The 20,429-nt window shown below is 59.8% G+C and carries 25 protein-coding genes; 17 read left to right on the plus strand and 8 right to left on the minus strand.

From position 1 onward, the window contains the following. Window positions 1-153: 153 nt before the first annotated feature. Entirely contained in the window at window positions 154-603 is a 450-nt protein-coding gene (locus tag ACZ47E_RS01945) for an RT0821/Lpp0805 family surface protein (RefSeq protein WP_004440354.1), read from the minus strand. 56 nt (window positions 604-659) lie between these two features. On the opposite strand from ACZ47E_RS01945, the gene pdxH reads away from it, so the two are divergent. Together pdxH and ACZ47E_RS01955 are read left to right on the plus strand one after the other, a co-directional pair. After that, window positions 660-1,280, plus strand: coding sequence for a pyridoxamine 5'-phosphate oxidase (gene pdxH, locus ACZ47E_RS01950; RefSeq protein ID WP_006699879.1), 621 nt, complete (start codon window positions 660-662; stop codon window positions 1,278-1,280). A gap of 168 nt (window positions 1,281-1,448) precedes the next feature. After that, a complete protein-coding gene (locus ACZ47E_RS01955) occupies window positions 1,449-1,754 on the plus strand; it encodes a pyrophosphohydrolase domain-containing protein (protein WP_035209412.1) in 306 nt (101 codons plus the stop codon). Between the two features lie 50 nt (window positions 1,755-1,804). Here ACZ47E_RS01955 and ACZ47E_RS01960 read toward each other — a convergent pair whose 3' ends face one another. The 5 genes from ACZ47E_RS01960 to ACZ47E_RS01980 form a co-directional block, all read right to left on the minus strand. Continuing rightward, window positions 1,805-2,182, minus strand: a complete 378-nt coding sequence (locus tag ACZ47E_RS01960; protein WP_278067264.1) for a hypothetical protein — start codon at window positions 2,180-2,182, stop codon at window positions 1,805-1,807. Window positions 2,183-2,321: 139 nt separating this feature from the next. Next, on the minus strand, window positions 2,322-2,987 hold the full coding sequence (locus tag ACZ47E_RS01965) for an HAD family hydrolase (RefSeq protein ID WP_278067265.1): 666 nt from the start codon (window positions 2,985-2,987) through the stop codon (window positions 2,322-2,324). A 3-nt stretch (window positions 2,988-2,990) separates the two neighbouring features. Further along, window positions 2,991-3,428 carry a bleomycin resistance protein gene (locus tag ACZ47E_RS01970; protein WP_037090785.1) on the minus strand — a complete coding sequence of 146 codons (438 nt, stop codon included), beginning with the start codon at window positions 3,426-3,428 and terminating at the stop codon, window positions 2,991-2,993. Between the two features lie 357 nt (window positions 3,429-3,785). After that, on the minus strand, window positions 3,786-5,201 hold the full coding sequence (gene tldD / locus ACZ47E_RS01975) for a metalloprotease TldD (protein ID WP_022555734.1): 1,416 nt from the start codon (window positions 5,199-5,201) through the stop codon (window positions 3,786-3,788). Window positions 5,202-5,281: 80 nt separating this feature from the next. Then, window positions 5,282-5,806 carry an invasion associated locus B family protein gene (locus ACZ47E_RS01980; protein ID WP_278067266.1) on the minus strand — a complete coding sequence of 175 codons (525 nt, stop codon included), beginning with the start codon at window positions 5,804-5,806 and terminating at the stop codon, window positions 5,282-5,284. A gap of 431 nt (window positions 5,807-6,237) precedes the next feature. On the opposite strand from ACZ47E_RS01980, the gene coxB reads away from it, so the two are divergent. From coxB to ACZ47E_RS02040, 12 genes are all read left to right on the plus strand, one after another. Continuing rightward, window positions 6,238-7,101, plus strand: a complete 864-nt coding sequence (gene coxB / locus ACZ47E_RS01985) for a cytochrome c oxidase subunit II (RefSeq protein ID WP_034496285.1) — start codon at window positions 6,238-6,240, stop codon at window positions 7,099-7,101. 16 nt (window positions 7,102-7,117) lie between these two features. Further along, entirely contained in the window at window positions 7,118-8,833 is a 1,716-nt protein-coding gene (ctaD, locus tag ACZ47E_RS01990) for a cytochrome c oxidase subunit I (RefSeq protein WP_278067267.1), read from the plus strand. A gap of 388 nt (window positions 8,834-9,221) precedes the next feature. Beyond that, window positions 9,222-10,175: a heme o synthase gene (locus tag ACZ47E_RS01995; RefSeq protein WP_004440366.1), complete on the plus strand. Its 954-nt coding sequence runs from the start codon at window positions 9,222-9,224 to the stop codon at window positions 10,173-10,175. Beyond that, window positions 10,175-10,306 (plus strand): hypothetical protein, encoded by a 132-nt coding sequence (locus tag ACZ47E_RS02000; RefSeq protein ID WP_003521105.1) that lies wholly within the window; start codon window positions 10,175-10,177, stop codon window positions 10,304-10,306. The genes ACZ47E_RS01995 and ACZ47E_RS02000 overlap by 1 nt, the downstream gene beginning before the upstream one ends. A gap of 29 nt (window positions 10,307-10,335) precedes the next feature. Continuing rightward, window positions 10,336-10,953 carry a cytochrome c oxidase assembly protein gene (locus ACZ47E_RS02005; protein ID WP_004440369.1) on the plus strand — a complete coding sequence of 206 codons (618 nt, stop codon included), beginning with the start codon at window positions 10,336-10,338 and terminating at the stop codon, window positions 10,951-10,953. A gap of 59 nt (window positions 10,954-11,012) precedes the next feature. Next, the gene (locus ACZ47E_RS02010) at window positions 11,013-11,888 is read left to right on the plus strand and encodes a cytochrome c oxidase subunit 3 (RefSeq protein ID WP_004440371.1); all 876 of its coding nucleotides are present in this window, start codon (window positions 11,013-11,015) and stop codon (window positions 11,886-11,888) included. A 272-nt stretch (window positions 11,889-12,160) separates the two neighbouring features. Then, window positions 12,161-12,547 carry a DUF983 domain-containing protein gene (locus ACZ47E_RS02015; protein WP_004440372.1) on the plus strand — a complete coding sequence of 129 codons (387 nt, stop codon included), beginning with the start codon at window positions 12,161-12,163 and terminating at the stop codon, window positions 12,545-12,547. Continuing rightward, window positions 12,516-13,292, plus strand: a complete 777-nt coding sequence (locus tag ACZ47E_RS02020; RefSeq protein ID WP_427832843.1) for an SURF1 family protein — start codon at window positions 12,516-12,518, stop codon at window positions 13,290-13,292. Before ACZ47E_RS02015 ends, ACZ47E_RS02020 begins: the two co-directional genes overlap by 32 nt. A 62-nt stretch (window positions 13,293-13,354) precedes the next feature. After that, a complete protein-coding gene (gene ispH, locus ACZ47E_RS02025; protein WP_004440375.1) occupies window positions 13,355-14,401 on the plus strand; it encodes a 4-hydroxy-3-methylbut-2-enyl diphosphate reductase in 1,047 nt (348 codons plus the stop codon). 81 nt (window positions 14,402-14,482) lie between these two features. Beyond that, window positions 14,483-15,451: a homoserine kinase gene (locus ACZ47E_RS02030; protein ID WP_278067268.1), complete on the plus strand. Its 969-nt coding sequence runs from the start codon at window positions 14,483-14,485 to the stop codon at window positions 15,449-15,451. Further along, a complete protein-coding gene (gene rnhA, locus ACZ47E_RS02035) occupies window positions 15,448-15,888 on the plus strand; it encodes a ribonuclease HI (RefSeq protein WP_278067269.1) in 441 nt (146 codons plus the stop codon). The genes ACZ47E_RS02030 and rnhA overlap by 4 nt, the downstream gene beginning before the upstream one ends. Window positions 15,889-16,023: 135 nt before the next feature. Next, window positions 16,024-16,332, plus strand: a complete 309-nt coding sequence (locus ACZ47E_RS02040) for a Dabb family protein (RefSeq protein ID WP_464016889.1) — start codon at window positions 16,024-16,026, stop codon at window positions 16,330-16,332. A gap of 139 nt (window positions 16,333-16,471) precedes the next feature. Here ACZ47E_RS02040 and ACZ47E_RS02045 read toward each other — a convergent pair whose 3' ends face one another. Together ACZ47E_RS02045 and ACZ47E_RS02050 are read right to left on the minus strand one after the other, a co-directional pair. Further along, the gene (locus tag ACZ47E_RS02045; RefSeq protein ID WP_006699978.1) at window positions 16,472-16,957 is read right to left on the minus strand and encodes a peroxiredoxin; all 486 of its coding nucleotides are present in this window, start codon (window positions 16,955-16,957) and stop codon (window positions 16,472-16,474) included. Between the two features lie 198 nt (window positions 16,958-17,155). After that, complete coding sequence (locus ACZ47E_RS02050) at window positions 17,156-18,004, minus strand: protein-disulfide reductase DsbD domain-containing protein (protein ID WP_004440386.1); 849 nt, start codon at window positions 18,002-18,004, stop codon at window positions 17,156-17,158. Between the two features lie 161 nt (window positions 18,005-18,165). On the opposite strand from ACZ47E_RS02050, the gene ACZ47E_RS02055 reads away from it, so the two are divergent. From ACZ47E_RS02055 to ACZ47E_RS02065, 3 genes are all read left to right on the plus strand, one after another. Next, window positions 18,166-18,771, plus strand: coding sequence for a YqgE/AlgH family protein (locus tag ACZ47E_RS02055; RefSeq protein WP_004440387.1), 606 nt, complete (start codon window positions 18,166-18,168; stop codon window positions 18,769-18,771). A 103-nt stretch (window positions 18,772-18,874) separates the two neighbouring features. After that, complete coding sequence (locus ACZ47E_RS02060; RefSeq protein ID WP_004440389.1) at window positions 18,875-19,066, plus strand: CsbD family protein; 192 nt, start codon at window positions 18,875-18,877, stop codon at window positions 19,064-19,066. Between the two features lie 170 nt (window positions 19,067-19,236). After that, window positions 19,237-20,340: a zinc-binding metallopeptidase family protein gene (locus tag ACZ47E_RS02065; protein ID WP_037090776.1), complete on the plus strand. Its 1,104-nt coding sequence runs from the start codon at window positions 19,237-19,239 to the stop codon at window positions 20,338-20,340. Window positions 20,341-20,429 lie beyond the last annotated feature (89 nt).

Consider the following 20,429-nt stretch of genomic DNA (forward strand, 5'->3'; position numbering starts at 1 on the left):
CTAACCCCTCCGAAAAGGGGTGCCCGCGATCATTCGCCTGCACGCCCTCGGTTTAATCAACGTCGACTGTTGCAATAAGTTGCTAATCACTCCTTTACGGAGCAGGTTCGACGCACCGGGGCCGCGCCTATTCCCCATGGAAGGGTAAACAGATTATTTCTGCTCGAAGCGGGTCATCAACCATTCGCCGGTTTCCGACAGGCAGGCCTGTCCGGAATAAGCTGCCACCCCTTCGAAGGAGTGGCGCGTTGTCTTGAAATCGCGGCAGACGAAACCGCTTGATTTGTCTTCGTGAATGGCGGTCACGACGCCGGCGCTGCCGGTGGCGGCATTCGCCCAGGGCAGCGGCTGGTCGGCAAGTTTGGCGAGATCGGCCGATGTCACCGCATTGCGAATGGTCACATCGTCGGTCTGGGCGCTGCCATTCTGCTGGTTCGGCACGGAGGCGGTGGAAAGCGAGCGGTCAACCTTGTCGCCGCCGAACAGATCGAGGCTGACGCATCCGCTCAGCACCGCAAGCATCGACACGACGGCGGAAACTTCCGCTACCGACGAAAGGAGGCTCTTTGTTCGACTGTTCGACTTTGCTATGACGGTCACCATCTTTCACCAGAGATCATCTCTGGGGTCCAAATCAGCTCGGGAGCATTTTAGTCAATATGTCGGAAACGGGGTTAACATCCAGTGACTTCACGGAAGAAAATGAACCTTTCACGCTTTTTGCCGAATGGCTGAAGGATGCGACGGCTTCCGAGATCAACGATCCGAACGCGGTGGCACTTGCCACCGTGGACGAAAATGGCCTGCCGAATGTGCGCATGGTGCTGCTGAAAGGCGTCGATGACCGCGGCTTCGTGTTCTACACGAATTTCGAAAGCCAGAAGGGCCGGGAGATCCTCGGCCAGAAAAAAGCGGCCATGTGTTTTCACTGGAAGAGCCTGCGACGTCAGGTGCGCCTGCGCGGCGAGGTGGAGATCGTGAGCGACGAGGAGGCGGATGCCTATTACGCCTCCCGGCCGCGCGGCAGCCGCATCGGCGCCTGGGCCTCCAAGCAGTCACGGCCGCTGGAAGGCCGTTTCGCGCTGGAAAAGGCGGTGGCTGAATATACCGCCAAATATGCGATCGGCGATATTCCGCGCCCGTCCCATTGGTCCGGTTTCCGCATTCGCCCCGTCAGCATCGAATTCTGGCATGACCGCAAGTTCCGCCTGCATGACCGCATCGAATTCCGCCGCGACACGCCAGACGGTGCCTGGTCCAAGGTCCGCATGTACCCCTAAGGGCGTCATGCCGCGCCATTGGCGCCTGCCTGTTTAAGCAGCAAATCAAACAGCGCCGGGCCAAGGGTGGCCCGGCAGACGCTCCATCCGCCGTCCATAAGCGCTTTCGAATCGACGCTGCCGGAGAATCGTGATTAGAGTTGGATATCACGAACAAAGGATGAACAAATGCTTCTGTCCATGATGCGCCAGTTCGAGGCTGCCTCGCAGAAATATGCCGATGAAAACGGGATCGCCCGTGATCCCGACTGGTTCATGCTGAAGCTTCAGGAGGAGGTGGGCGAGGTTACGCAGGCCTGGAACCGGCTGACGGGGCGGGGGCGCAGCAGGGGCAGAAGCGAAGAGGAGATGAAGCGTGATCTGGCTGACGAAACCGCCGATCTGCTCGGCCACGTACTGCTGCTGGCGCATCGCAACGGTCTCGATCTCGAAAATTCGATAGAACGCAAGTGGCGCTTCAAGCCGGGGGCCTGACGCTCCGCCGAGGACCATTCGATCCTGCTGCGTCGCGCCTGCGCGATCCGCTAGGAGAACGCGATGACAAAGAACAGGATCGCAAGAGCGGCAGCCACAGGAGCCATGACCAGCTGCTCCGGGCGGCTTTTCGACATTGCGTTCAATCCGATGCTCACCGCCATGTAACAGGCGATGATCCAGATTCCAGGTTCAACCCAGCCAGACGGCCAGATGTAGGCCCGACCCGCCTTTTGCAGCGGGAAGGACGCGAAAAGCGCATAAATGAGCGGTGTCGCTGCGCTGGCTATCCTTTGCCGTCCCGGCAATACCGTGTGCACGCCGCCCCAGACAAGGCCGCCGAAAGGGGCGCCGGCGGCGAGCGCAATCTGGAACAGGGACAGAACCAGCAGTATCAGCGTGATGAGTGACACGGCGACAGGCGTCATGATTACCCCGGTTATGGATACGCCGGCAGAGGCATTTGCCCAGTAGCGGCGCCCCAGCCCGACATGCGTTTCATCATGACGTCAAATCGCGAAGCACGTATGACGCCGTCTCGCGCGCCCAGCCCGATTTTCATTCTACTCAGGCCTGCGCTTTTTGCAGAAGGTCGGCCACCATATGCAGGTCGCTGGCGACGGCCACGCATTTCTCCCGCATTTCCTCGGTCGGCGGCGCAACGTCGGGCACCATGATCGTCATCATGCCTGCCGATGTCGCCGAGCGTACACCCGAGTATGAATCCTCCAGGGCAAGACAACGCCCGGGATCAAGGGACAGTCGTCGCGCGGCTGTCAGATAGGGCATGGGCGCCGGTTTCGGCTCCGTATAGTCGCCGCGCGCGACAATTGTGTCGAAGCGTCTGAGAAGATCGTGGGGCCCAAGATGGCGCGTCACCGAATCGTGCCGCGACGAGGTGGCGATGGCGCGGCGGATATCGAGGCTGTCGAGAAGGTCGAGTATCTCGGTGACGCCTGGCTTCAACGCCACGCCATCGGCCATCATCACGCCAAGATGCCGGAGCCAGGCGTCTCGAAAACTGTCGATGGGAAAATCCGCGCCATAATCAGCAAAAATGGTGCCGGTGATGACGTCCCACGGGCTGCCGCAGACCTTCTGATAGGTCTCCACCCTCATGCCGTGGCCGCCTTCTTCCGAAGCCGCCAGAAATGAATCGCGATAGAGCCGCTCGCTCTCGATCAGCAATCCGTCCATGTCGAAAACCACGGCCCACGGGAGAAAAGGCAGCATGGCTCAACCGAACCGGAAAGGGCGTTCGCCAAGGCTCTCGAACGGACGGATCAGGTAACCATCGGGATCGGCGACGATGAACTGCCGGTTGCCCACTTCGACCGTGCCGCGCCTGTACCATTTTTCTTCCAGCGGCATGACGAGGTCGATGGAGGATCGCTCCAGCCGGGAAAGAATGGGTTGCAGCGAGGGGACGGCAAGCTGCAGGTTCATGCCGCGACCAAACGGAAATTCGAGCACGGCATTATCGGTCACGAATGTCCGCGTCGCGCCAATCTGGTCGATCATCAGCTGGGCTTCCCCCAGCGCCAGATAGGTAAAGCCCTCTTCAGGGCGCTCATAGACCACATGAAAACCGATCAGGTCGCAATAAAATGCGCGGCTTTTCTGCCAGTCGCTGACGGCAAGTTCAGGAACGAGGGCATTTCGTATGATGGTCATGGTCTCCTTTGCTACACAGCCCAGTGTGGGCGTAAGGCCTGCGGTAAGAGTGATCTTACCGTCTTCGCGGCTGCACACCAGAGGAAACCGCATCATGGCAGCCATGTGTGCGGTCATCGGCTGACGAGGCGCCGCCAGGCTCAGTGTGGCTGCAACTCTTTCTTCCGTCATTCCGGCCTTGAGCCGGAATCCAGCCAGCCAAGTCCTTGGGCTGAAAAGAGCCTTCCCGCCGCGCCGACGCGCATCGGCTGAATTCCGGCTCAAGGCCGGAATGACGGGTGTAGGGATGCACCGATACATCACTTTATCCGCGCTACAGATACGCATTAACAGTCGTTACAGGCAGGGTCGGGAGATTTACGCCTTCGTGCCGCCCACGGTGATCTGGTCCATGCGCAGATGCGGCTGGCCGACGCCAACAGGCACCCATTGCCCGGCCTTGCCGCAATTGCCGATGCCGGTATCGAGTTTCGAATCATTGCCGATCATCGAGACGCGCTTCATCGCATCCGGCCCGTTGCCGATCAGCATGGCGCCCTTCACCGGCGCGCCGATCTTGCCGTTTTCGATGAGATAGGCCTCGGTGCAGCCGAACACGAATTTACCCGAGGTGATATCGACCTGGCCGCCGCCGAAGGAGACGGCATAGATGCCCTTCTTGACGGAGGCGATGATCTCTTCCGGCGTCTTGTCGCCCGACAGCATGTAGGTATTGGTCATGCGCGGCATCGGCACATAGGCATAACCCTGACGGCGACCGTTGCCGGTGGGGGTCGCACCCATCAGCCGGGCGTTCTGGCGGTCCTGCATGTAGCCCACCAGCCTGCCGTTCTCGATCAGCACGTTGTAACCGGAAGGGGTGCCTTCATCGTCCACGGTCAGCGAGCCGCGGCGGCTGTCGATAGTGCCGTCGTCCACCACGGTCACGCCGGGCGCGGCGACCATTTCGCCCATCAGGCCGGCGAATGCGGACGTCTTCTTGCGGTTGAAATCGCCTTCCAGACCGTGACCCACGGCCTCATGCAGCATCACACCCGGCCAGCCGGAGCCCAGCACCACATCCATCGTGCCGGCCGGGGCATCGATGGCGGTGAGGTTGACGAGCGCCTGACGCAGTGCCTCATCGGCGCCGCGCTGCCAGTTTTCTTCTGTGATGAAATCGCCGAAACCGACCCGGCCGCCAATGCCATAGGAGCCGCTTTCCTGCCGATCGCCTTCACCCGCCACGACGGAGATGTTGATGCGGGTCATCGGCCTGACGTCACTGACGCGGTGGCCATCGGCGCGCAGAATGTCAACCACCTGCCAGCTTGCGGAAATCGTCGCCGTCACCTGCCGGACATTGGGGTTCTTGTCACGCAGATAGGCATCGATATCGGTGAGAAGCTTCACCTTCTCTTCGAAGCTCGGGCTGCCGATGGGGTTCTCGTCGCCATAGAGCTTCTTGTTGGTGCGCTGCGGTGCGGCGGCATAGGAGCCGGAATAACCTCTCGTCACTGCGCTGACCGCATCCGATGCACGTTTCAGCGCGCTTTGCGAAAGCTCGCCCGCATGGGCGTAACCCACCGTCTCGCCGGCGACCGCCCGCAGGCCGAAACCCTGGTCTGTATTGAAGGAACCGCCCTTGAGCCGGCCATTATCGAAAGTCAGCGACTCGGCCTGCGCATGTTCGATGAAAAGCTCGCCATCATCAGCGCCGGCGAGCGCCTCGCCGACGAGCTTGCGCAATTGCGTTTCGTCGCAATCGAAGAGTTTTACAAGATCGTCGGTCATAGGAGGCTCCAGTCATTATCGTTCATGACCGATTTAGGCACTGGAGCGGGCGGACGCAAGGCTGTCCGGTACGGCAGGCTTCAAGGAAGCGCGTCGTAACCTTCGGCAAACCCCGTCAGTTCGATCGGAATGCCGACGCGGTCCTGATCGACGGATTCACGCAGTGCAAAAACGGCGTTCTTGCCGGCGCGCAGAACCTTCAGCAACTCGTCGTCAATATCAACTTCCACATAGCAGCCTTCGGAGAAGCAGCGGGTGAAATAGGCGCGGCCGATATTGTTATTGTCGATATAGAGTTCCATGCCGTCCTTCAGAAGCACGCCCAGCGGTGCGAGGATGCGGAGGATGCGCGACTTACGGTCGGCCGTCTTCAGCACCACCACTGAAAGACCGACTTCCGGGCGGTCGTCGGCAATCACGTTCTGCATCAGGGCGCATTGTTCTTCCGAAGCGCCCGCCGGCTTGTCACAGATGACCGACCATGCACCATGCGTCGACTTCGGCGTTCCGGGCTGCGACTGTTGCGCCAGCGCCGCGGCGGCGGGGGCGATGATGGCAAGACCGGCGGCGGCAAGAAAAGTGCGCGCGAGCGGGGAAAGACGCATGGATACCTCTGGGATTCGAATCAGTGCGGCTATTTTGACGCCATAATCCGGAAAAAAAAGCCTCGGGCTTTCAATTCCAGCCGAGTTGGGCGGAAATAGGACCTGTCGGTCCTGATGGCAGCCGGATTTGTTCGCGGCAACGGTCGTCATCCCGCGATCAAACCGGCTGGAAGACGGGGCTTGCCGCATTTTTTCGTCGCGAAATCGTCTTCGGCAGACGAGCCGACGCACAGGCTGCAGGAAAGTCGCGCGCGGATTGATCAATGGCAAAATTGGGGCGCATCCGTGGCGTGACGCATATTGCGGCAGAGGGCAAACTGTGGTTTGAAGTTATTACCATTAGCATGGATTCTGCGCCTGTGATTGATCTGGATCAGGCGCGTGAGGGAGAGGGTACCGTGAGGAATAGGATTTACGCAGCACTGGCGGGGATGACCTGTCTGCTCACGGCTGTCGGCGCCCACGCCGATCAGCCGGTGCATTGGCAAATGGGCATGCAGGAGGCCGCCACGCCGATCATGCACGAAATACGCTGGTTCGAACAATATACGCTCTGGTTCATTGTTCCGGTTACGCTTTTCGTTCTTGCGCTGCTCATCGTCGTCGTTCTGAAATTCCGCGCCTCGGCCAATCCCGTGCCTTCGAAGACCAGCCACAACACGGCAATCGAAGTGGTCTGGACGCTGGCGCCGGTTCTCATTCTCCTGTTCCTTGCTTTCCCGTCGTTCAATCTTTTGAACGCGCAGCTCACGCAGCCGGAAAACCCCGACGTGACGCTGAAGGCGACCGCCACGCAGTGGCTGTGGAGCTACGAATATACGGCTGCCGAGGGCGCCGAGCCGGTCTCCTTCGACAGCTACATGCTGAAGGATCAGGATCGCGCCGCCGCCGGCAAGGAGGACAAGGCCCGCTATCCGCGTCTTCTCGCAGTAGACAATGAAATGGTTGTCCCGGTCGGCAAGACCGTTCGCCTGCTCGTCACCGCCGCGCCGACGGATGTGATCCATTCCTTCGCCATGCCGGCTTTCGGCGTCAAGATCGACGCTGTTCCGGGCCGCCTGAACGAAACCTGGTTCAAGGCGGAAAAAGAAGGCCTTTATTACGGCCAGTGTTCCGAGCTTTGCGGCAAGGATCACGCCTTCATGCCCATCGCCATTCGGGTGGTTTCCGAACAGCAGTACAACACCTGGCTCGCCGCCGCCGGTTCTGACCTGAACGGCGCGAACCGGGCGCTGATGGCCTCTGTCGATGGCGCTCCGCGCACCGTCGACGTTGCCGCCAACGAAACCAACTGATTCTGGAGTGAGGACAATGGCTGGACCTTCCGCACACGACGATCATCACTCGCATGGTCATTCCGCACATGATGGGCACGCGCATGACGACCATTCGCATGATGCACATCATTCCCATACGCCGGGCTTCTTCGCCCGCTGGTTCCTGTCCACCAACCATAAGGACATCGGCACGCTCTACCTGATCTTTGCGATCATGGCCGGCATCGTCGGCGGCGGGCTTTCCGTCGTCATGCGCATGGAACTGCAGGAGCCGGGCATCCAGATCTTCCACGGTCTGGCCTCCATGGTCTACGGCTTCCAGGGCGACGCTGCCATCGACGGCGGCAAGCACATGTTCAACGTGTTCACCACCGCGCACGCCCTGATCATGATCTTCTTCATGGTCATGCCGGCGCTGATCGGCGGTTTCGCCAACTGGATGATCCCGATCATGATCGGTGCGCCGGACATGGCTTTCCCGCGCCTGAACAACATCTCCTTCTGGCTGATCGTTCCGGCCTTCATCCTCCTCATTCTGTCACTCTTCGTCGAAGGGCCGGCGGGTGCTTATGGTGTCGGCGGCGGGTGGACCATGTATCCGCCTCTGTCGACAAACGGCATGCCCGGACCGGCCGTGGATCTGGCGATCTTTGCGCTGCACGTTTCGGGCGCGTCGTCGATCCTCGGTGCGATCAACTTCATCACCACCATCCTCAACATGCGCGCCCCGGGCATGACGCTGCACAAGATGCCGCTCTTCGCCTGGTCGGTCCTTGTCACTGCGTTCCTGCTGCTGCTTTCGCTGCCGGTTCTGGCGGGTGGCATCACCATGCTTCTGACGGACCGCAATTTCGGCACGGCATTTTTCTCGCCGGAAGGCGGCGGTGACCCGATCCTCTATCAGCACCTGTTCTGGTTCTTCGGCCATCCGGAAGTGTACATCCTGATCCTGCCCGGCTTCGGCATCATCAGCCACATCGTGTCCACCTTCTCGAAGAAGCCCGTCTTCGGTTATCTCGGCATGGCTTACGCCATGGTCGCGATCGGCGCGGTCGGCTTCATCGTCTGGGCGCACCACATGTATACGGTTGGCCTGTCGCTGGAAGCACAACGCTACTTCGTCTTCGCAACCATGGTCATCGCGGTGCCGACAGGCATCAAGATTTTCTCGTGGATCGCGACGATGTGGGGCGGCTCGCTGACCTTCTCGACACCAATGGTCTGGGCAATCGGCTTCATCTTCCTGTTCACGGTCGGTGGCGTCACGGGCGTCCAGCTCGCCAATGCCGGTCTCGACCGCTCGCTGCACGATACCTATTACGTGGTGGCCCATTTCCACTATGTTCTGTCGCTCGGCGCCGTCTTTGCGATCTTCGCCGGCTGGTATTACTGGTTCCCGAAGATTTCCGGCTACATGTACAGCGAGTTCATCGGAAAACTGCATTTCTGGGTCATGTTCGTCGGTGTGAACCTGATCTTCTTCCCGCAGCACTTCCTCGGTCTTGCCGGCATGCCGCGCCGTTACATCGATTATCCCGATGCCTATGCCGGCTGGAACCTGGTGTCGTCCTACGGGTCCTATATTTCGGCCGTCGGCGTGCTGATCTTCCTTTTCGGTGTCTGGGAAGCTTTCGCCAAGAAGCGGATCGCCGGCAACAATCCCTGGGGTGAAGGCGCGACGACGCTCGAATGGCAGCTGTCTTCCCCGCCGCCGTACCACCAGTGGGAACAGCTTCCGCGCATTCGCTGATGCACGGATCGGGACGCGCGGTAAGGCTCGCGGGTCCCGAGCGCTGAGAAAGAGGGCGGCACGGTCAGGCCCGTGCCGTTTTCCCGAACGGGCTGCCTTTACTGCCGCGTGACATTTTGTCCAAGCGATGCTTGCCTTCCAGCGTGATACATGCGCCGGGATATGATAAATGCCAGTTTTGGCCTTTATGAATGGCAAGCGCAGACGAATGGCGGCAGGACACGGCGTAAGGCCGGGCAGATGGCATCGGTTGAACCGGCTGCCGGTCAGGCCGTGACGTTCGGGACCCATGGATCGACGCATCGCGCATTCCGGAACTCTCACTCGTGTTTCCGGCCGATGCAGGGAATGTCGCGACAGGCGGCATTCGAAGGAAGCAGGACAGGAAATGACCGTTATCGACAATCGCGAAATGCTGGGCGCGGAAAGCTCCGAACTCTCGGAAGCCGGCGCGCGCGATTATTTCGAATTGCTGAAACCGCGCGTCATGTCGCTCGTGGTCTTCACGGCCTTTGCGGGCCTCGTGCTGGCGCCGGGTGAAATCAACCCGATACTCGGCATCATCGCTATTCTCTGCATCGCCGTCGGCGCGGGCGCGTCCGGTGCGCTCAACATGTGGTACGATGCCGATATCGATGCCGTCATGAGCCGCACCGCCAGGCGACCGATCCCGTCCGGCCGTATCACCCCGCGCGAGGCGCTGGCCTTTGGCCTGACGCTGTCGGCCTTCTCGGTAGTCATTCTCGGCCTTGCGATCAACTGGTTCTCGGCCGGTCTTCTGGCCTTCACCATCTTCTTTTATGCTGTCATCTATACGATGTGGCTGAAACGCTCGACGCCGCAGAACATCGTGATCGGCGGCGCGGCAGGCGCTTTCCCGCCCATGCTTGGCTGGGCCTGCGTCACCGGCGGCGTTTCGCTGGACAGCATCATCCTGTTCCTCATCATCTTCCTGTGGACGCCTGCGCATTTCTGGGCGCTGGCCCTGTTCAAGATGCGTGATTATGGCGCCGTTGGCATTCCGATGATGCCGAATGTTGCTGGCGAGCGCTCCACCAAGAACCAGATGATCTGTTATGCGGTGTTGACCGCAGCCGCAGCCGTCGCGCCTTATTTCACTGGTCTGGCAAGCGCCGGTTACGGTATTTTCGCGGCAGTGCTGAGCGCCATCTTCGTATACTGTTCGCTCGATGTCCGGCGCATGCCGGAGGGTGACGAAAAGATGTTGCCGGCCAAGAAGATGTTCGCTTATTCGGTGCTTTACCTTTTTGCGATTTTCTCCGGTCTTCTGGCCGATCATTTCGCGCCGGCCCTGAAGGCCGTCATGTCGGGAGTCCTGTGATGGAAACGGTGGAACTGAGCGCGGCGCAGAAAAAATCGAGACGCGGGCGCAATATTGCGCTCGGCGTCCTGCTCGCCGGTCTGGTGGTGCTATTCTACATCATCACCATCATCAAGATCGGTTCGCACTGACGGGCTGATCGAGGGGGAAGGAGGAGGATATGGCGAATATGGAAGCGCAGACAACGGGGACCGAGCGGCAACGGGTGAGCAATCGCTCCATCCTCGTGCTCTGTCTGGTGTTTTTCTGCGCCATGATCGGCATGGCCTACGCCGCCGTGCCGCTTTATACGCTGTTCTGCCGTGTCACCGGTTACAACGGCACGACCCAGCGCGTCGAGCAATATTCCGATGTGATCCTCGACAAGACCATCAATGTCACCTTTGACGCCAATACGTCGAACGGCCTCAACTGGGATTTCCAGCCGGTCGACAGGAAGGTCACGCCGAAGATCGGCGAAACGGTGCAGGTGACCTTCAAGGCGACGAACCGTTCACCGGTGGCGACTACAGGCACGGCGGTCTTCAACGTCACGCCCATGGAAGCCGGCGCCTATTTCAACAAGGTGGAGTGCTTCTGCTTCACCGAAACGACGCTGCAGCCCGGCGAAACGCTGGAAATGCCGGTGGTGTTCTTCGTCGATCCTGACATCGCCACGGCGCGCGAGACCAAGAGCATTCATACTTTAACGCTGTCCTATACGTTTTATCCGGCCAAAACCGAAAAACCGGTTGCGTCCTTGCCGGTAAAAACCGAATCTGGCGAAAGCAAATTGTGAGAGGAGATCCGGCCTTTGCCGAGGCCGGATCAGGGAAGAGACACCAGGGGATTGTCGCAATGGCAGACACGCATCAGAAGAACCACGATTACCACATTATCGATCCAAGCCCCTGGCCGCTTCTGGCCTCGATCGGCGCTTTCATCCTGACTTTCGGTGGCGTTTGTTACATGCGTTACCTGTCGGGGGGCTCCTTCAAGCTGTTCGGCGCGGAACTCGCCAATCCCTGGCTGTTCTATATCGGTCTCGTCATCGTGCTCTACACCATGTATGCGTGGTGGGCGGATACGATCAAGGAAGGCCGCGAAGGCAATCACACCCGCGTCGTTTCGCTGCATCTGCGTTACGGCATGATCATGTTCATCGCCTCAGAGGTGATGTTCTTCGTCGCATGGTTCTGGGCATATTTCGATGCCAGCCTCTTCCCCCATGAAGCTATTCAGGCGTCGCGTCTCGAATATACCGGCGGACAATGGCCGCCCAAGGGCATCGAAGTCATCGATCCATGGCATCTGCCGCTCTACAACACCGTCATCCTGCTGCTGTCGGGCACCTGTGTCACCTGGGCGCATCATGCTCTGCTGCACAATGACCGCAAGGGCCTGATATCGGGTCTGGTGCTCACCGTTGCGCTTGGCGTGCTGTTCTCCACCGTGCAGGTTTACGAATACATGCACGCCCCGTTCGACTTCAAGAATTCGATCTACGGCGCGACCTTCTTCATGGCCACCGGTTTCCACGGTTTCCACGTCTTCGTGGGCACGGTGTTCCTGCTGGTCTGCCTGTTCCGCGCCATTGCCGGCGGGTTCACGCCCACGCAGCATTTCGGTTTCGAAGCCGCTGCCTGGTACTGGCACTTCGTTGACGTCGTCTGGCTGTTCCTGTTCTTCGCCATCTATATCTGGGGTGGCTGGGGCGCGCCAATTCACGGCTGATAGGGCCAAGGTAAGGCATCCGGTGGAGCGAGCGGGTGCAATCGTTTCTTCTCCCCGCCGGGGAGAAGTCCGCGGCAGCGGGATGAGGGGGCTCCGGTAGAGATATCCGGAGAGCTAGCCCCCTCATCCGACCCTTCGGGCCACCTTCTCCCCGGCGGGGAGAAGAAGACGCGACGCGATCGAGCAAGAAACAAGTGCCCGGGTTTTGAGGCAGGTTTCCAAGAGATCGACGTCACCCTCGGACTTTGGCCGACTTTGCGGGAGGTTTCACCATGTCAGAGCCATCAGGCAGCAAGTTCGCCCCGGTCGACCCGATCAAGGTGGGCTTGAAGGGCTGCTGCCCTCGCTGCGGCAACGGGCGCCTTTTCGATGGTTTTCTGACGGTAAAACCCGCCTGCAGCGCATGCGGACTGGATTACGGTTTTGCCGATGCGGGTGATGGCCCGGCGGTTTTCGTCATGCTGATCGTCGGTTTTCTGGTTGTCGGGCTGGCGCTCTGGTTCGATCAGCATTTTGCGCCGCCCGTCTGGGTGCATGTCATCTTGTGGTTGCCATTTACGGTGATTGTCTCCCTCGTGCTGCTGCGCAAGCTCAAGGGCATCATGATCGCGCTGCAATACCGCAACAATGCAAGCGAAGGCAGGCTTGACCGTGAATGACGTGTCCCACATGAAGGCGGCGGAAAGGCGGGTCTGGTTCGCTGCGCCGCTGGTTCTGCTGGCGCTTGCCATTCTTCTCGGGCTCGGCACCTGGCAGGTAAAGCGGCTTTACTGGAAAGAGGCGCTTCTCGCCGATATAGAAGAACGGCGAAACGCTGCCCCCGCCACGGTTGCCGAAATAGAGGCGATTGCCAAAAGCGGCGGCGATATCGAGTATCGCAAGGTCAGTCTGTCCGGTACCTTCGATCACGCCCGCGAGCGGCATTTCTTCGCCACCCACCAGGGCAGAACCGGCTATTACATCTATACGCCGCTGACGCTTGCCGATGGCCGCGTCCTCTTCGTCAATCGCGGTTTTGTGCCCTTCGAGATGAAGGATCCGGCCAAGCGATCCGAGGGGCAGGTGACGGGCGAGGTGAAGATTACGGGGCTGGCGCGTGCGCCGCTTGTCGCCAAGCCTTCCTCGCTGCTGCCGGACAACGATATCGCCAAGAACATATTCTACTGGAAGGATATGGCGGCCATGGCCTCCAGTGCGGATATTCCGCCGGACCGGCTGGTCAAGCTTTTCGTGGATGCCGATGCCGCCCCCAATCCCGGCGGCTGGCCGCAGGGCGGGGTGACGCTGATAGATTTGCCCAATAATCACCTGCAATATGCGATAACGTGGTATGGTCTGGCTGCAGCCCTTGTCATCGTCGCCGGTTTTGCCTATTTCCGGAACCACAAGGCGCGCGATGAATAGTGCGCCTGCCGCCCGGCAGGGCTGGCCATCGGCAGGGCACGGAGCACGCCTAAGGAGCTGGAATGAACATCGCCGTTTCCAAACCCCCTTTGACGATAAGGCTGTGCGGACCGCGTGGCTTTTGCGCGGGCGTGGACCGGGCGATCCAGATCGTCGTGCTGGCGTTGAAGGCCTATGGCGCGCCCGTTTATGTTCGCCACGAAATCGTGCATAACCGCTATGTGGTGGAAGGGCTGGAAGCGAAGGGTGCGGTCTTCGTCGAGGAACTGCATGAAATTCCGGCCGAACATCGCGAGCAGCCGGTAGTTTTTTCGGCGCATGGTGTTCCTAAATCGGTGCCTGAGGATGCGCAGGCGCGCAACCTGTTTTATCTCGATGCCACATGCCCGCTGGTCTCGAAGGTCCACAAGCAGGCCATGCGCCACCAGCGCCTCGGCCGCCATGTGGTGCTGATCGGCCATGCCGGTCATCCAGAGGTCATCGGCACCATGGGCCAGCTTCCCGAAGGCACCGTCTCGCTCATCGAAACGGTGGAGGATGCCGACCGTTATGAACCGCTGGACCGCGAAAATCTCGGCTTTGTCACCCAGACGACCCTGTCGGTCGATGACACGGCAGGCGTGATCGCCAGGCTGCAGGAACGCTTCCCGGCCATTCAGGCGCCCGCCGCCGACAGCATCTGTTACGCGACCACCAACCGTCAGGATGCGGTGAAACAGGCAGCGCCCGGCTGCGACCTGTTCATCGTCGTCGGCGCCCCCAATTCCTCCAATTCCAAGCGGCTGGTGGAAGTGGCCCTGCGTGCGGGTGCGAAGCGCTCTGTCCTGGTGCAGCGGGCCTCCGAAATCGACTGGAATGAAATCGGCGATATCCGCACCGTCGGTCTCTCGGCCGGTGCATCCGCTCCTGAAGTCATCGTCGATGAAATCATCGAAGCCTTCAAGGCGCGTTTCGACACCACGCTCGATCTCGCCGTGACGGTTGAGGAAACGGAACATTTCCTCGTCAATCGCGAGTTGCGCAGCATCGAGCTGACGACGGATGATATGGCTTTCGTCAACGGCAATGCCAGCAACGCGCTGCCGCCCAAGGCTGCAGCCGGCGCCTGACATGGTTTGGCGGGAAGGGTGGTATTCGCCCCGCGCCGCTCTGCCGGATTTCCACTCCATCCTTCATCAAGAGATTTAAAATTGGCAGTTTATACTGATATCACCGAAGATGACCTGAGGAATTTCCTCACGCAGTACGACGTCGGCAGCCTCACTTCCTACAAGGGCATTGCCGAAGGCGTCGAAAACTCCAATTTCCTGCTGCATACCACCAAAGACCCGTTGATCCTGACGCTTTATGAAAAGCGTGTGGAAAAATCCGATCTGCCTTTCTTCCTCGGCCTCATGCAGCATCTGGCCGCCAAGGGCCTGTCCTGCCCCTTACCACTACCGCGCAAGGATGGCGAGTTGCTGGGAGAGCTGTCGGGCCGCCCCGCCGCGCTTATCTCCTTCCTTGAAGGAATGTGGCTGAGAAAGCCGGAGGCGAAACATTGCCGCGAAGTCGGCAAGGCGCTGGCCGCCATGCATCTGGCGGGCGAAGGCTTCGAGATCAAGCGGCCGAACGCGCTCTCCGTCGAGGGCTGGAAGGTGCTGTGGGAGAAATCCGAAGACCGCGCGGACGAGGTGGAGAAGGGGCTGAAGGACGAGATTCGCCCCGAGACCGATTATCTCGCGGCCCATTGGCCGAAGGACCTGCCGGCCGGTGTCATCCATGCGGACCTGTTCCAGGACAATGTGTTCTTCCTCGGCGACGAACTCTCCGGTCTGATCGACTTTTATTTCGCCTGCAACGACCTGCTCGCTTATGATGTGTCGATCTGCCTCAATGCCTGGTGCTTTGAAAAGGATGGCGCTTACAACGTCACCAAGGGCAAGGCGTTGCTGGAAGGTTACCAGTCCGTGCGGCCGCTCAGTGAAGCGGAGCTGGAAGCCCTGCCGCTTCTGGCGCGCGGTTCGGCTCTGCGCTTCTTCCTGACGCGGCTTTACGACTGGCTGACAACGCCGGAGGGCGCGCTGGTGGTGAAAAAAGACCCGCTGGAATATCTGCGCAAGCTGCGGTTCCACCGTTCCATCGCCACTGTCGCCGAGTACGGGCTGGCCGGCGAATGAGGCATGTCGATATTTTCACCGATGGCGCCTGCTCCGGCAATCCGGGTCCGGGAGGCTGGGGTGCGGTGCTGCGTTACGGCGAGGTGGAGAAGGAACTCTGCGGCGGCGAGGCCGAGACCACCAACAACCGCATGGAACTGATGGCGGCGATTTCCGCACTCAATGCGCTCAAGGCCCCCTGCGAAGTCGATCTTTACACCGACAGCGCCTATGTGAAGGACGGCATCACCAAGTGGATTTTCGGCTGGAAAAAGAAGGGCTGGAAGACAGCCGATAACAAGCCGGTCAAGAATGTGGAGCTGTGGCAGGCACTGGAAGCGGCGCGCGAGCGCCACAAGGTTACCTTGCACTGGGTGAAGGGCCATGCCGGCCATCCGGAAAACGAGCGCGCCGATGAATTGGCGCGAAAAGGCATGGAGCCTTTCAAACGGCGGTAATGCAAGACTGCTCTATTTTGCGCCGGACAAAATCCGAGCCGGCACGCCCCCATCCGGGGTTGTGAAAACCGAAACCCGACCTATCTTGTCGTCAAGGGGTGCTCCGGTGGTGCCCAACGGAGGAGAAAAATCCGGATGATCCTGCATTGTGTCTTTCTACGCTTCAAGGCCGCGACGGCCGCTTCTGAAAAACATGCAATTTTCGAGGCGATCGCCGCCCTGAAAGACGTGATACCCGGCATCGTCGATGTGAGATACGGACAGAACGTTTCACCCGAAGGGCTGAATGGCGGTTTTGTCGATGGCTTCATCGTGACGCTTGAGAGCCCGGAAGCCCGGGACGAATATCTTGCCCACCCCCGGCATATGGAGGTGGGGGAGCGCCTCGTGTCACTCACCGATGGCGGTCTTGCCGGGCTTCTGGTGTTTGATATGAATGTTTGAGAAGGCGGCTCCCCGCCGCTCTCTTCCCTCATGCTCGGGCCCGCCCCAACATCTGCAGCATTTCGTTTTTGGTGAAATGATTGGATCCCCGGGACAAGCCCGAGGATTTATGGCTCGGCCTGTGGCCAAACATTTGGCCTTAAAGCTGCTCGATCATCGCCGCAGCGGCAGAGACCGTCGCCTGACCGGGGTTCTCTTCCACGTTGAGTGACTTCACGACGCCGTCTTCCACCAGCATCGAATAACGCTTGGAACGCACGCCGAGGCCGCCGGCGGAGAGGTCGGCATCAAGGCCGAGCGCCTTGGTGAAGGACGCATCCCAGTCGGCGAGGAAGTGGATTTTGCCCTGACCGCCCGAAGATTGCGCCCATGCGCCCATTACATGCCAGTCGTTGACGGCAACGACTGCGATATCGTCAACGCCTTTGGCCAGAATAGTGTCGCGGTTTTCAAGATAACCCGGCAGGTGGTTCAGCGAGCAGGTGGGGGTGAAAGCGCCGGGAACGGCAAAGAGAACAACCTTCTTCCCGCCGAAAAGCGCGTCCGTGGTGGTTTCCACCGGGCCATCGGCCGTCTTTTCCTTGAAGGTTGCGGAAGGCAGTTTATCGCCGATCTTGATGGTCATGTCCGTGCTCCTATGGCCGTTCGGTTCGCGCGACTATAGAGTTTGCCAGGGAAAAGTGGAACCCGGTTTTCCCTGGAAGACAAACGAAAACAAGCTGTCCGGATACCGGCAGGTTCGCAACGAATCCAACGGTATCAGGAGCACGGAAATGAAATCCGCCATGCGGTTTTCACGGTGGATTCCACCGCGTAGCCACGTTCAGGGCTTCGGGAAATTCAGCATCGTCTCCATGGCCCGGTCGCCCGATTTGACCAGAATGGGCCAGCTGTTGCCCTGCACCTGATAGGTTTTCGGCAGGCCCTTGATGTTCATGTAGAAGGAGAGCTTGCGCTTGTCGCGTACGAGGTTCTGCGGCTCGTAATAGGCAAAACCCGAGGGGCCGGCGATGAAGATTTCGGTCTCCTTCGGCGCGTTTTCCGGAAGCTGCAGCTGCACGCCGAGCATGGTCTTGTCGGGCGTGATGTGGAAATCGATCACCTTGAAATCGTCGGATGCCGCTTCGGGCAGTGTTTCGCGCGCCTCTTCGAGAAGGCGGCGCTCCTCGCTGTCATCATCACCCGCTGTGCCCCGGTCGATGGAGAACTTCGCCTCGAAAGGGATGCAGATATTCTGGCAGACGCCGATGAATGCGGTGAGGTCGATCTTCCCGCCAGCTGCCGGATCGGTAACCTTCAGCTGAAAGGGAAGGCTGACGGCGTGGTCATAACCGATATCGGTTATATCGCCGTTTTCGATCAACTTCGGAACCGGATAGGCCATGGCGGTCAGCATCGCACCGCTGGTCGGATCAGGCGTGATCTGCGGCGGTATGCCTGCTTCTCCGGGTTCGCGCCAATAGGTTATCCAGCCGTCCTTCGGCTCGATCTGCAATACGCCGCGCACCACGCCGTTTGCATCCACGGCAAGGCTCGCGACGCGCATCTGGCCGCCCTCGCTTCTGGCCCAGTCGGTAATGTCGGCCCGGGCGGCTTGCATGCCGCCGAGGAGGGCGGCAAAAGCAGCCGCGAGGTGAAGATGTGAAAATCGAAAGAATAACCTGACGCTCATGCTTCCCGTCTAACCCAACATCGACCGGCGGACCAGTTACGAATTCGTGGGGTTCATCATTTTCGGTTGATTGATCGGGCGGTATGCCGCATCCTGTCCTTTGTCGAAGTGCGAACGCCGTTTTCCGTTAAACGACGGAATTCGGCCTGCTGGAGGCGCCTGTGAGCTTTTCAACCCTGATGGACAAGCGCGAACGTGGCTTTCTCGACGGGCAGTTCCTCATTGCGATGCCGGGGCTGGACGACGGCAATTTTGCCCGTGCGGTGATCTATATCTGCGCCCACTCGGACGCCGGGGCCATGGGTTTCATCATCAACCGGCCGCAGCAGATTACCTTCACGGACATACTGCTCCACCTGAAACTGGTGGACAGCAATGACGCCATCATGCTGCCCAACCGCACCCGTGAGTTCCCGATCCAGTGCGGCGGCCCGGTGGAATCCGGCCGCGGTTTCGTTCTGCATTCGGATGACTATTTAAGCGAATCCAGCATCCCCGTCAGCGATGACATTTCGCTGACCGCAACGCTGGATATCGTCCGCGCCATTTCCAACGGCCGCGGCCCGCAAAGGGCCACCATGATGCTCGGTTATGCCGGCTGGGGGCCAGGCCAACTGGAAAACGAGATCGCCAATAATGGCTGGCTGAACTGCCCGGCTGCGGAGGAGTTGATTTTCGACCGCGGGCTGGACAATAAATACGAGCGGGCGCTCGCCCTGATGGGCGTTGATGCACGCATGCTCTCCACAGATGCGGGGCATGCCTGAGCCTCATCTTCCCGCTCGTTTTGGCTGGAACCATTCTTCTCCCTTTGGCGTTACTTACCCGGAAAGCCGCACAGACAGTACGGTTCAACTAGGGAGCAGTAATATGGGTAGCACATCTGACAAGGTCGCCGGTAAAGCCAATGAAGTTGCTGGTAAGGTGAAGAAGAACGTCGGTGAAGCGACCGGCAATAATGAATTGCGCGCCAAGGGTGCCGCCCAGGAAACCAAGGGCAAGGTACAGTCCTCCGTCGGCAAGGCGAAGGATGCCGTAAAGGGCGCCGTCGACCGCATGTAATATCGCCGGATTGATTGCGCCTCTCTGATGATGGGGCGCGCGGAGCGCATGTGTTCAAGAGCACATGCGCTCTTGTCGTCTGAGCGCCGGAACGCTCTTCCTGTTGCGCCGTTCATGTCGTCGTCCCAGATTTGCCTCCGACCAACTGATCCATCGCAAGGGTTTCATCGATGAAGCTTTTTTCCTGCGCATCCTGCGGCCAGCCGGTGCATTTCGACAATCGATTTTGCGTTTCCTGCGGTCATCGTCTTGCCTTCGTGCCGGAGCGCCTGTCCATGGAGGCGTTAGCCCCGGCCGGTGAGCCGAACTGGCAGATCGTCGCGGAACCGCAAAAACAGGTGCGGTTTTGCGCCAATGAAGTGAACGATATCTGCAACTGGTCGGTGCCCGCGGGAAGCGAAAGCGCATTTTGCCCTGCCTGCAGCCACAATCGCCTTGTGCCCGACATTGCGACGCAACAGGGAATTGAGCAATGGCGTCGTATCAGCCAGGCGCAGCGTCATCTGTTTTATTCTATCCTGCGGCTCGGCCTCCCGCATCCCAACCGTGATGCCGATCCCGCTGGCGGCCTTGTCTTCGACTTTCTGGTGGATGAGGTGGCGCCAGATGGTTCCGTCATTCCGGCCATGACCGGTCATGACGAGGGGCTGATCGCCATTCGTGCGGCCGAGGCCGACGATGCTACGCGCGAACAGGTGCGCGCCAATATGAACGAGCCGTACCGCACCATGCTCGGCCATTTCCGCCACGAAGTCGGTCACTTCATCTGGAACAAGCTCGTACGCGATGCAAACCGACTGGAGGCCTGCCGCGCCGTCTTTGGCGATGACAGAGAAGATTATGGCGCTGCCCTGCAACGCAATTACGAGGAGGGTCCACGTCCCGACTGGCAGGACAGCTTCATCAGTTCGTATGCCTCCGTCCACCCTTGGGAGGATTTTGCCGAATGTTTCGCGCATTATCTGCATATCGTCGATACGCTTGAGACCGCGCGCGCCTTCGGCGTGGCAATCGACCCCGACGGGCATGAAGAAATGGCGGCGGAGGTGACTTTCGATCCTTACAATGCCCGCAGCGCTGCACAGCTGGTCAAGGCCTGGATTCCGCTCAGCGTTGCGATCAACTCGATCCAGCGCAGCATGGGGGAAGCGGACCTCTATCCCTTCGTCCTGACGCCGCCGGTGGTTGCGAAGATGGAGTTCATTCACGACCTGCTGCATGGGAGGGTGGCGGCGGATGCGTCAACACCGGTGCAGGCTGCCGTGGTTCAGTGAATATCGACAAGCGAGGAGTAAAAGCCGGCAAACGCGGTGTTTCCTCCTCCGGTCGTGCCGGACTTGATCCGGTATGCGGCCTGCCCAAG

The organism is Agrobacterium sp. 5Ca39, from assembly GCF_055382365.1.